We start from the raw sequence: 11985 nt of genomic DNA on the forward strand, positions 1-11985 counted from the left end.
GTAAAACCGTCATTGTTCATAAGTCACGGTTTTTATTCACTTTGCCGGTGGAAAAATGCCGGACATACACGTACTTGTCCCCATTTGCTGTGGGTGGTCATGTGGATAACTTGTTCGCCAAACGCTGCAAGCCACGGCGGGCATAGCGCAAATCGCGATAGATCAAATTTCATACAGTTCTAAGTCGCAGCCTTGACGAGGGTCTGTGGGCTGTCTTCACTCCATGGCACAAGGACATCGCCACTTTATCCACATCAGGTTCAGGGAGAACACATGATGGATAGCAAGGACCCCCGCTCACACCCGCAATCATCGGTGACCTGCGTCCCGACACCTCCCACCTCGTTGCACAAACGCATTCATCGCCGCGCCGTCAATCAGCGTGCGCGTCTATAGCGCCTGGTTTTTTCCCTGTAGCACCGCTGACTGCCGCCGGACCCTGCAAGGGACGGTGGCCAGGCGTTCGTGCGCCTGTCGATTTGCAGGCAACCGCAGAGTTGCCCCTTCTGCCTGAGAGGACTTGAACATGACACGGATCTCGACCCCCATCAGTGATATCCAGGAGCACTACGACGTGATCGTCATCGGTTCCGGCTACGGGGGTGGCATTGCTGCCTCGCGTCTGTCCCGGGCCGGACGCAAGGTGTGCCTGCTGGAGCGTGGCCGGGAAATCCAGCCCGGCGAATACCCCAATACCCTGCTCGCGGCCACCGAGGAACTGCAAGTCCACGACCCGGACGGCCACATCGGTTCGCGCACCGGGCTGTTCGACCTGCACGTCAACGCCCAGCAGAATGTGGTGGTCGGTTGTGGCCTGGGCGGCACGTCGCTGATCAATGCCAACGTTTCGCTGGAGCCGGAGCCTGGCGTGTTCGAGGACCCGCGCTGGCCCCAGGCGGTCCGTGAGCACCAGGACACGCTGCTCAAGGACGGCTACGCCCGGGCCCGGGAGATGCTCAAACCCAACGCCTATCCGGCGTCGGAGCCAAACCTGCCCAAACTTGATGCCCACAAGAAGTCGGCCGATTACCTCAAGCAAGGCGCGCATTTCTACACGCCACCGATCAACGTGACCTTCGACAAGTTGCCTAACAACCTCAACCACGTCGGCGTCGAACAACTGCCGTGCAACGGCTGTGGCGATTGCGTCTCGGGCTGTAACAACAAGGCCAAGAACACCACGCTGATGAATTACCTGCCGGATGCCTGGAACCACGGTGCGGAAATTTTCTGCCAGGCCGAGGTGCGGCACCTGGAGCGCGACGGCGATGGCTGGATCGTGCACTTCCAATACCTGGACAGCGGTCGCGAGATGTTCTCGGCGCCGACCCTGTTCGTGCGCGCCGACATCGTGGTGGTGTCCGCCGGCACCCTGGGCTCCACCGAAATCATGTTGCGCTCGCGGGACAAGGGCCTGTCGATGTCCAGCCAATTGGGCGAGAACATGAGCGGCAACGGCGACATCCTCGGCTTCGGCCACAACTGCGACCAGGTCATCAATGGCATCGGCTTCGGTGCCCATTCGGCCAAGGAACTGGAACCGGTGGGGCCATGCATCACCTCGATCATCGATATGCGCACCGAGGGCGACTGGCGCAGCCGCATGGTCATCGAGGAAGGTTCGATTCCCGGCGCCCTCGGTCGGGCCATGGTGCCGAGCATGGCGGCGTTTGCCGAAATGATCGGTGTGCCCACCGACACTGGCTTCGGCGCCAGCCTCAAGTACAAGGGGCGCGAAGCCGAGAGCTTTTTGCGCGGTCCCTACTACGGCGCGCTGCATAACATGCAGACCTACTTGATCATGAGCCATGACAACGGCAAGGGGCGCATGCTGCTCGACAGCAAGGATCAGTTGCGCATCGACTGGCCCGGCGTCGGCGAACAGGAGAACGTCACCCTCGGCAACGAGCGGCTGCACCAGAGCACCAAGGCCCTGGGCGGGATCTGGGTCGAGAACCCGATCTGGACCAAGCTGCTCAAGCACAGCATCGTCTCGGTCCATCCCCTCGGCGGTTGCGTGATGGGCGAGGATGCGACCCAAGGCGTGGTCAACCACAAGGGCCAGGTGTTCAGTGGCGCCAGCGGCACCGATGTCTACCCGGGCCTGTACGTGACCGACGGTTCGGTGATCCCGACGTCGTTGGCGGTCAACCCGCTGCTGACCATCTCGGCGGTGAGTGAGCGCAACATGGGCCTGCTGGCGGCTGATCGGGGGTGGATCATCGACTACACGCTGCCTTCGGTCCCGCGTAAAGCGGTGGCGGCGCCGACCCTCGGCGTGCAGTTCACCGAAACCATGAAGGGCTACTTTTCCACAGCCTTCATCCAGCCCCAGGGCACCGATCTCAGCCTGTATGAAGCGGCGGCCAAGCGTGGCAAGGCCGACAACTCGTCCATCGAATTCACCCTGACCATCACCGCCGCCGACCTCAACCGCCTGATCAAGGAGCCGGAGCATGCGGCAACCCTGGTGGGGACCCTCGACGCACCGTCGCTCTCGTCGCAGCCGCTGGTCGCCAGCAATGGGGTATTCAACCTGTTCGAGCAGTATCAGGGGCAGGTTGGCGTGCGGCACATGAACTACGACATGAAGCTGACCGCCGAAGACGGCAGCGACTATTACTTCAGCGCCTTCAAGACCGTGCCCGAGGACAACGGTGTGCTGAACATCTGGCACGACACCAGTACCTTGTACGTCACGCTCTATCGAGGGTCAGACAAGACCGGCGCGGTGATCGGTTCGGGGGTGATGCACATTCTGCCGGCCGACTTCGCCAAGCAAATGACCACCATGAAAGTGCTCAATGCCCGCAATGAACGTGAACGCGTGGAGGCGCTGGCGCGGTTCGGCAAGTTCTTTGCCGGCATCTTGTGGGAGAGCTATGGCGGTGTCTTCGCCGGCGACGTCTACTTCAACCCGGACGCGCCGCCCCGGTTGAAACGGCCGTTGGATGCGCCGCCACCGGTGGTGCATTTCTTCCAGACCGAAGACAACGTCGAGCTGCGCCTGACCCGTTACCAGGCCGGCACCAAAGGCCCGGTGATGTTGGTCCATGGCCTGGGCGTGGGCTCTAATATTTTCTCCACCGACACCATCCACACCAACTTGCTGGAATACCTCTGCAAGCACGAATACGACGTCTGGCTGTTGGATTTGCGGGTGAGCATCCTGCTGCCGGCCAGCAAAAATGAATGGAACGGCGACCAGGTGGCCCAGTACGATTTCAAGGCCGCCATCGAGCAGATCCAGCAGGCGACCCTGGCCAGTGACGTGCAGTGCGTAGTGCATTGCTACGGTGCGACGACGTTCTTCATGTCGATGCTGGCGGGTTTGCAGGGCGTGCGTTCGGTGGTCTGCTCGCAGATCGCCGCCGACACGGTGGTCGCCACTGCTACTGGGCTGAAGGCCGGTTTGCATTTGCCGGGGATGCTCGATGCCATCGGCATCAAGTCCCTCACGGCCTACGCCGACACCAAGGAAAGCTGGTTCAACAAACTCTACGACAAGGCCCTCAACGGCTATGCCCGGATCGAGGCCCAGGGCTACTGCACCAACCCGGTCTGCCATCGCATCACGTTCATGTATGCCTCGCTGTACCGCCACGACACCCTCAACGAAACCCTGCACGACAACCTGCATGAATTGTTCGGCGAGTCGAACATCCAGACCTTCGAGCACTTGGCGCTGATCGTGCGCAAGGGGCACCTGGTGGACTTCAAGGGCAACGACGTCTACATGCCGCATTTCGATCGGTTGAAATTGCCGATCTGCTTCATCAGCGGTGCCGACAACCAGTGCTACTTGCCGCAAAGCACCCTCAAGACCTACGAGCGACTGTGCGAGATGCACGGCCCGCAGTTGTTCAGCCGTCACGAGATACCGGGTTACGGCCACATCGACTGCATGTTCGGCAAGGATGCGGTGGTGGATGTGTATCCGATCATCCTCGAGCACCTGGAGAAGACGGCGCTCGGTTGACTCAAGACCGAGTCGACTGCATCGCGAGCAAGCTCGCTCCCACAAGGGGGCTATGTACCGCTGATCCAGTGTGGGAGCGAGCTTGCTCGCGATGGCGATCACCAGAGCGCCGCATCTCGTGAGTCAGGAATAAGGAAAAGGATGCCATGAACACTTACATCCGCTGGTTCCAACGCATCATCTGGGTCGGGATCGTCATGAACATGTTCTTCGCGATTCTGGCGCTGTTTGCGCCGGCGTTGCTGACGTCCATGCTCGGCCTGCCGCCCGTGTTATCCGATCCCTGGCTGGAAAACGCCGGCATGTTGCTGGTGGGAATCAGCCTGTTCTACATGCCCTCGGGGTTCAACGCGCCGCGTTTCGTCGTGCATTCGTGGTTGTGCGTGCTGTCGCGGCTGGTGGCTGTGGTGTTCTGGATCTACCTGATCAACACCAACAACCAGGGCCAGGTGTTCGTGCCGATGTTGATGGGCGACCTGAGCATGTTCCTGATCCTGGGCGTGCTGCTGTACCTCGGCTGCCCAGCGGCCAATCGCCCGCTGGCCTTGCTCTGCGCCGGCTGGCGGGAATGGCGTGCCGGCTGGGCGCTGCGCTGGCAGAGCCACGCTTTCAAGGTCGGCACGCTGGTGGTGCTGCTGGTGCTGGGCTTCATCGGCTACCAGACCTGGTACCAGATGATCCGGGAAGTGCCGCAACCGGACTTCGCCTCAGATGAAGACCATTACAAATACGCCGCCATTGGCCTCGGCATCGAGGCGCGGATTCCGTACTACCTGTTCGCCGTGCTGCCACAGATGTGCCCGGAAAAACTGCCCAAGCCGGGCGGCTACGAGGTGTTCGGTTTTCTCTACGAAAACGGCAACGGTCTGCCCATTGGCATGGCCAAGCGGCAGCTCGGCTACCCCACGGTGGAACCGAACTGCGCCCTGTGCCACACCGGTTCCTACCGGGCCAACGCCAGTGACGTAGCGGTTCCGGTCGCCACCGCACCGGCCAATACCCTGCAACTGCAAGCCTTCCAGTGGTTTGCCTACGATTGCGCCAGCGACCCGAAATTCACCCCCGATGCGGTCATGGCGGCGATCAACAGCAAGTTCCAACTGGGTTTTTTCGAGAAGCTGTACAACCGTTACCTGATCATCCCGATGGCCAAGAGTGCGCTGCTCAAGCAGAAGCAGGCCTACGCCTGGCAGAAGCTGCGTCCGGCCCAGGGGCCAGGGCGGACCGACACCTTCAATCCGACCAAAATGGTGGTGTTCGGCTTCCCGGATGACTCCACCATCGGCACCGTGGATCTGCCGCAGGTCTGGAACCAGAAACCGCGCGAGTCCATGTACCTGCATTGGGATGGCAATAACAACAAGATCCACGAACGCAACTACGCAGCGGCGATGGCCGTGGGGGCGACGCCGCAATCGGTGTTGCCGCCGAGTTTCAATCGCGTGACCAACTGGCTGTTGGGCCACAAGGCACCGGCCTGGCCGTTCGCCCTGGACCAGGCGAAAGTCGCCCAGGGCAAACCGATCTGGGAGAAAAACTGCGCCGGCTGCCATGATTTTGGCCGCAGCGACACCGGCCAGGTCACCACCAACATCGACCAGTTGGGCACCGATCCCCATCGCCTGAATTCCTTCACCACCGGCCTGGTGACGGCGTTCCACGGCTTCAAGAAACCGCCATTCGACTTCAACGCCTACCGCAAGACCCAGAGCTACAGCAACACGCCCACCGACGGCATCTGGCTGCGCGCGCCGTACCTGCACAACGGTTCGGTGCCGACCCTGTGGGATTTGCTGCAAGCGCCGGAGCAGCGTCCGCAGGTGTTCTACACCGGCTCCGACATCTACGACCCGCAGAAAGTCGGCTTCATCACCAGTGGCGCGCAGATGAAGGCGTCGGCGGATTTCAAATACGACACCCGTCTGGAAGGCAACCACAACGGCGGCCACCTGTATGGCACGCAGCTGTCGGACGTCGACAAACGGGCCCTGATCGAATTCATGAAGACCCTGTAGCCCAGGGCATTGCGAAGGAGCGTTCACATGTCATTACTGCACCATTGGGAACATGAGTTCGACAAGGTCAAGGTCCGCCTGCACGGGTTGGTCACGCGGTTGGAAATGTCCTGGAAGAAACTCGTCAACGACCTGGAGCCCGAGGAGTTCCAGGCCATCGTCAAGCTGCTGCAGCGAGGCCACGACCAGGCCCAGCATGTCATCGAGCATGGCGACCTGCCGGACGACGAACCGGCCGTGCCGTGGGAGTTGTCCCACGGCTTGTCGATCCTCAAGATCGGCAACGCCACGCCCCTGCCGCAAAGCGAGGACGAGTTGCCGACCCGGGTACTCAAGGACGGCACCTTGCTCGGCTGCCGCAAATGGGAGCTGCTGGACCTGTTGTGGAGCGAGGCGCTGCTCAAGTGGATCGAGAACCTGCGCCACCACGCGCCGTTCGCCACCAACCCGGCGCTGGTGAAAATGGACAGCGACGTGGTGCTGGCCATCGCTGGCGACTGGGGCACCGGGCCGTTCGACAGTCATGCCCCGGCGGTGGCGGTGGCCAACCAGATGCAACTGGCCCTGGCCGATTTCACCATCCATCTGGGCGACGTGTATTACGCCGGCACCCATTCCCAGGAAGACGTCGACATGGTCGGCTGGCCCCAGGGCAAGCATGGCGCGTTTACTCTCAATTCCAACCATGAGATGTACAGCGGTGCCCACGGCTATTTCAAGGAACTGTCCAAGCGTTTCCCGGTGCAGCAAGGCACCAGTTACTTTGCCTTGTATAACGACGACTGGCTGGTGGTCGGCCTCGACAGTGCTTACGCCTCGGACGCCATGAACCTGTACATGGACGGCACCCTCAACACCCAGCAGATCGAGTGGATGAAGACCCTGCCCAAGCGCAAGAAACTCATGGTACTCAGTCATCACCAGGGTTTTGATATTTCCGGGCACAACAAGACGGCGCTTTACCAACCGGTGTGCGATGCCTTGGGGCGCGAGCCGGATTATTGGTATTGGGGGCATCTGCACAACGGTATCTGCTACGCGCCGCAAGGCGGGCTGCATGCGCGCTGCGCCGGGCACGGAGCGATTCCCTACGGTACTACCAGCGAGTTGAATGGGCATGCCCGGGTGCTGTGGTCGGAAACGCAGTTGGCGGGAGACGAGGCGTATCCGCAGCGGGTGTTGAACGGGTATGTGAAGGTGCGGCTGAAGGGGGAGGAGATTGTCGAGACGTTTTATGGGGAGGATGGCAGTGTGCGGTGGTCTTCCCACTGAAGATCGTTCCCACGCTCTGCGTGGGAATGCCTCTACGGACGCTCCGCGTTCGCTTTTGGGACGCAGAGCGTCCCGGGCTGCATCCCCACGCAGAGCGTGGGGACGATCATCAACCGAAGCTTTGGATTTTAGCCCTGGACCGGAACGCCCTTGAGGTACGGCGCCGGTTCGGCCCCCAGGTTGTTGAGCATGCGCTCGCTGTACCAATCCACGAAGTTCACCACGCCGAACTCGTAAGTCTTGGAGTACGGGCCTGGCTGGTAGGCGGTGGAGTTGATGCCGCGCTGGTTTTCTTCGGCCAGGCGACGGTCCTGGTCGTTGGTGGCGTCCCAGACCTGGCGCATGCGCGCGACGTCGTAGTCCACGCCTTCGACCGCGTCCTTGTGCACCAGCCACTTGGTGGTGACCATGGTTTCCTGCGCGCTGATCGGCCACACGGTGAACACGATGATGTGGTCGCCCATGCAGTGGTTCCACGAATGCGGCAGGTGCAGGATGCGCATCGAGCCCAGGTCCGGGTTCTTGATGCGGCCCATCAGCTTGGCGCAGCCTTGCTTGCCGTCCATGGTCATCGACACGGTGCCCTTGAGCAGCGGCATGCGCACGATGCGGTTGCGCAGGCCGAAGCTGGCGTGGGCGTAAGGGATCTTCTCGGCGTCCCAGGCAGCGGCGGAGGCAGCCACGTGGTCCTTGAACGCCTGGTCGGCGCGTGGGTCGGTGACGTCGTCCCATTCCAGCAGGGTCTTGAGCAGTTCCGGGTGCGCGCCGCCGCAGTGGTAGCACTCACGGTTGTTTTCCAGCACCAGTTTCCAGTTGGCTTTTTCCATCAAGGTGGTTTGCACCGCCACCTTGGTGTTCTCCATGTCGTACGGTTCCATGTAATGGTTCAGCGTCGACAGGAAGTCATCGATGGCCGGCGGGTTCTCGGCCAGGCTGATGAAGATGTAGCCACCAGCGGTCTTCACGTTCACAGGCTTGAGGCCGTACTGCTTCATGTCGAAGTCGGCGCCCATCTCGGTGCCGGCGAACAGCAGGCGACCGTCCAGCTCGTATGTCCACTGGTGGTAGTGGCAGACCAGTTTGGCGACCTTGCCCTTGTCGCTGGTGCACAGCCGCGAACCGCGGTGGCGGCAGACGTTATGGAACGCATGCACCACGCCCTCGGCACCGCGAATCACGATGATCGGGTTCTTGCCGACTTGCAGGGTCAGGTAGTTGCCCTTGGCCGGGATTTCGCAGGTCATGCCGGCGATCAACCATTCTTTCTGGAAGATTTCCTGCATATCGATATCAAACAGGCGCTCATCGGAGTAGAACGGCTGCGGCAGCGAAAAGGTGCGCTCACGCTCTTGCAGCATTTGCGCGGTGGCCTTGCGTGCGGGTTCCAGCGGATCGCCCAGGCTAAGGGTAGTGGTGACGTCCATCGTTTTATCCTCATGGCCCTCTATGTGGCCGGCGAAAAATGACTAATCGGTTGTGCTACGCAAGGCAGAAAACTTTGTTTATCTGTTGGGGCGAGTGTGGGGCCGCGCAGGGGCCGAACCTTATCCATGGGCGACATGGCCCAATCTGTTCCCGACGCGCAAGCCCCGGTAGTTGGGGGCTGGTCGCGATAAGTATGTGAATGTCGCAGATAGGTAAATGGTCACCCAGGCGCCTGCGCACAATCGCCCTCATGAAGGCCGACAGTCGGCCGTGGAGATCAGCATGTCCAATAACTTCCTGAACCCGGTCACGACCCAGACCTGGGCCAATGGCCGACATATCGTACGTTGCGTCAAAGTCATCCAGGAAACCTGGGATGTGCGCACCTTCTGCTTCATGGCTGACCAGCCGATCCTGTTCTTTTTCAAGCCTGGGCAATTCGTCACCCTGGAGCTGGAAATCGAAGGCCAGCCGGTCATGCGCTCCTACACCATCTCCAGCTCGCCGTCGGTGCCCTACAGTTTCTCGGTGACCATCAAGCGCGTACCGGGGGGCAAGGTTTCCAACTGGTTGCACGACACTCTGCATGAAGGCCAGGAGCTGGCGGTGCACGGGCCGGTGGGGTTGTTCAACGCCATCGATTTCCCGAGCCCGAAAGTCCTGTACCTGAGCGGTGGCGTGGGGATCACGCCATGCATGTCCATGGCGCGCTGGTTCTACGACACCAACGCCAATGTCGACATGACCTTTATCCACAGTGCCCGCTCGCCCAAGGACATCATCTACCACCGCGAGCTGGAACACATGGCGTCGCGGATCGACAACTTCAGCTTGCACCTGATCTGCGAAAAACATGGCCTGGGCGAGCCCTGGGCCGGCTATCGCGGTTATCTGAACCACAAGATGCTGGAATTGATGGTGCCCGACTTCCTCGATCGCGAGGTGTTCTGTTGTGGCCCGACCCCGTACATGACCGCAGTCAAGCGCCTGCTGGAAGCGGCCGGCTACGACATGAAGCGTTATCACGAGGAATCCTTCGGCGCCACGCCACCGGAAGCCCGCGCCGACGCAGTGGAGCAGGCCGAACAGGCCGCCGACGCCCCTGAAGTCGACGCTGCGGACTTGCACCTGGTGGAGTTCACCTCCTCGGGCAAGAGCATCCGCGTGGGACCGGGAGAAACCGTACACGCCGCCGCCGCCAAGCTCGGCATGATGATCCCCAAGGCCTGCGGCATGGGCATCTGCGGCACCTGCAAGGTGCTGAAGCTGGGCGGGGAAGTGGAAATGGACCACAACGGCGGGATCACCGAGGACGACGAGGCCGAGGGCTACATCCTGTCGTGCTGCAGCGTGCCGAAGGGGGATGTGCGGATCGAGTTCTGATCTGCCCATCCAAGTAGCGGTGAGCACCTCCCGTGGGATTAAGGTCTGTGGGAGCAAAGCCCTGTGGGAGCAAGCTTTGCTCCCACAGTAAGCCTCTTTCACCACGGCGGGCATGACAGGCCGGGGCGGCTTTCCTAGCCTGCCATCACTTCCCGAATATCCGCCGCCAATTCCCGCACCCGTGCTTCTTCGGTATCCCACGAGCACATGAAGCGTGCGCCGCCTTTGCCAATGAACGTGTAGAAACGCCAGCCCTTGGCGGTCAGCGCGGCGATGGCCGGTTCCGAGAGTTGCAGGAACACGCCGTTGGCCTGAACCGGGAACATCAGTTCCACGCCGGGAATGTCGCTGACCAGCTCTGCCAGCAATTGGGCGCAGTGGTTGGCGTGGCGGGCGTGCTTGAGCCAGGCCTGGTTTTGCAGCAAACCGACCCAGGGCGCGGAGAGGAAGCGCATCTTCGAGGCCAGTTGCCCGGCCTGTTTGCAGCGATAGTCGAAGTCTTCGGCCAGGTCATGGTTGAAGAACAGGATCGCCTCACCTACCGCCATGCCGTTTTTCGTGCCGCCGAAGCACAGCACGTCCACGCCGGCCTTCCAGGTCAGGTCGGCCGGGGAGCAGCCGAGGAAGGCGCAGGCGTTGGAAAAACGCGCGCCGTCCATGTGCAGGTTCAGCCCCAGTTCCTTGCAGGTGACGCTGATGGCGCGGATTTCTTCCGGGGTGTAGACACTGCCGACTTCCGTGGCCTGGGTCAGGGTCACGACCCGGGGCTTGGGGTAGTGGATGTCCTGGCGCTTGAGGGCGATCTCACGGATCGACTCGGGGGTCAGCTTGCCGTTTTCGGTGCGCGCCACCAGCAGCTTGGAGCCGTTGGAGAAGAACTCCGGCGCGCCGCATTCGTCGGTTTCGACGTGGGCGGTTTCCGAGCAGATCACGCTGTGGTAACTCTGGCACAGTGAGGACAACGCCAAGGAGTTGGCCGCCGTGCCGTTGAACGCGAAGAACACTTCGCAGTCGGTTTCGAACAAGGCCCGGAAATCGTCCGCCGCGCGGTGGGTCCACTCGTCGTCGCCGTAGGCGCGTTGGTGACCCTGGTTGGCTTCTTCCATGGCCGCCCAGGCTTCGGGGCAAATGCCGGAATAGTTGTCGCTGGCAAACTGTTGACTCTTGTCGGTCATGGCCTTGCTCCTTGAATAGAGAGTCCTGGATAAAGAGATCCCTGGCGGAATGCCCGGGTGGGGCGTTCCATGGTGCGGCGTGTTTGGGTCCACAACGCCGTGATCTATGTTGGTGCGCACTTTACCCAAGATTAGCGGGGGAACACACCGGATGTTTCTGTCGGAAAGTATCAATCTCGTCGCGTGGCTTTATACATGAGCCGGCGCGACGGAGCGCTGGACCTGCTCAAGTGGCTGGCTCTGTTGGCGATGGTGCTCGATCATCTGCGATATGTCGGTTTCTCCGTCGATTGGCTCTATGTGCCGGGGCGGTTGGCGTTTCCCTGGTTTTGCCTGGCGATGGCGGCAAACCTGGCACGCAACAATGCCAGCACCGTCCCGTGGCGCTACCTGGGCTGGCTGTTGCTATTCAGCGCCGTCAGCGAAATCCCCTACCGCTTGTTCATCCCTGATCCCGTCACCCTGAATGTGATGCCAACCCTGGTCCTGGGCTTGCTGGTGGCGCGCAGTTGGCGGGTGCCGACGCTGGAGGCGCGCGGCCTGGCCGCAGTGGCGTTGTTGTTGGCGGCACTGTTTTCATCGCAACTGATGTTCGGGTTCTTCGGTGTGTTGCTGCCGCTGGCGATGCTGCTGGTGTTTCGCCGGCCCTGGTATTTCGCGTTGTTGCCGGGGTTGGTTTGCGTGGCGGCCAATCAATGGCGGGTGTTGTATGGCGCGGCATGGCTGGGGGATGGGG

The 11985-nt window shown here is 61.4% G+C and carries 7 protein-coding genes; 5 read left to right on the forward strand and 2 right to left on the reverse strand.

Annotated features, from left to right (window positions below):
- The first annotated feature begins 526 nt into the window (after positions 1 to 526).
- The 3 genes from KGA89_RS18065 (at position 527) to KGA89_RS18075 (ending at position 7266) form a co-directional block, all read left to right on the forward strand.
- Positions 527 to 3979: a GMC oxidoreductase gene (locus KGA89_RS18065; protein ID WP_223472183.1), complete on the forward strand. Its 3453-nt coding sequence runs from the start codon at positions 527 to 529 to the stop codon at positions 3977 to 3979.
- A gap of 146 nt (positions 3980 to 4125) precedes the next feature.
- Entirely contained in the window at positions 4126 to 5994 is a 1869-nt protein-coding gene (locus KGA89_RS18070) for a hypothetical protein (RefSeq protein ID WP_223472184.1), read from the forward strand.
- A gap of 27 nt (positions 5995 to 6021) precedes the next feature.
- Complete coding sequence (locus KGA89_RS18075; RefSeq protein ID WP_003206318.1) at positions 6022 to 7266, forward strand: metallophosphoesterase; 1245 nt, start codon at positions 6022 to 6024, stop codon at positions 7264 to 7266.
- A gap of 128 nt (positions 7267 to 7394) precedes the next feature.
- Here KGA89_RS18075 and gbcA read toward each other — a convergent pair whose 3' ends face one another.
- Positions 7395 to 8690 (reverse strand): glycine-betaine demethylase subunit GbcA, encoded by a 1296-nt coding sequence (gene gbcA, locus KGA89_RS18080; protein WP_003206316.1) that lies wholly within the window; start codon positions 8688 to 8690, stop codon positions 7395 to 7397.
- 283 nt (positions 8691 to 8973) lie between these two features.
- On the opposite strand from gbcA, the gene gbcB reads away from it, so the two are divergent.
- Positions 8974 to 10074, forward strand: coding sequence for a glycine-betaine demethylase subunit GbcB (gbcB, locus tag KGA89_RS18085; protein WP_003206314.1), 1101 nt, complete (start codon positions 8974 to 8976; stop codon positions 10072 to 10074).
- A gap of 134 nt (positions 10075 to 10208) precedes the next feature.
- Here the strand turns inward: gbcB and KGA89_RS18090 are convergent, their stop codons facing one another.
- The gene (locus KGA89_RS18090) at positions 10209 to 11249 is read right to left on the reverse strand and encodes a threonine aldolase family protein (protein WP_003206313.1); all 1041 of its coding nucleotides are present in this window, start codon (positions 11247 to 11249) and stop codon (positions 10209 to 10211) included.
- A gap of 195 nt (positions 11250 to 11444) precedes the next feature.
- On the opposite strand from KGA89_RS18090, the gene KGA89_RS18095 reads away from it, so the two are divergent.
- A partial coding sequence (locus tag KGA89_RS18095; protein ID WP_223472185.1) for a TraX family protein occupies positions 11445 to 11985 on the forward strand: 541 nt, incomplete at its 3' end.

Origin of the sequence: Pseudomonas sp. A-RE-22, from assembly GCF_019956035.1 — a bacterium.
In the GTDB taxonomy this organism is placed as follows: domain Bacteria; phylum Pseudomonadota; class Gammaproteobacteria; order Pseudomonadales; family Pseudomonadaceae; genus Aquipseudomonas; species Aquipseudomonas brassicacearum.

What these genes read in the sequence shown, in the direction of transcription:
- KGA89_RS18065 (WP_223472183.1), top strand. Translation starts at nt 527, where the DNA reads ATGACACGGATCTCGACCCCCATCAGTGATATCCAGGAGCACTACGAC.
- KGA89_RS18075 (WP_003206318.1), top strand. Translation starts at nt 6,022, where the DNA reads ATGTCATTACTGCACCATTGGGAACATGAGTTCGACAAGGTCAAGGTC.
- gbcB (WP_003206314.1), top strand. Translation starts at nt 8,974, where the DNA reads ATGTCCAATAACTTCCTGAACCCGGTCACGACCCAGACCTGGGCCAAT.
- KGA89_RS18090 (WP_003206313.1), bottom strand. Translation starts at nt 11,249, where the DNA reads ATGACCGACAAGAGTCAACAGTTTGCCAGCGACAACTATTCCGGCATT.
- gbcA (WP_003206316.1), bottom strand. Translation starts at nt 8,690, where the DNA reads ATGGACGTCACCACTACCCTTAGCCTGGGCGATCCGCTGGAACCCGCA.
- KGA89_RS18070 (WP_223472184.1), top strand. Translation starts at nt 4,126, where the DNA reads ATGAACACTTACATCCGCTGGTTCCAACGCATCATCTGGGTCGGGATC.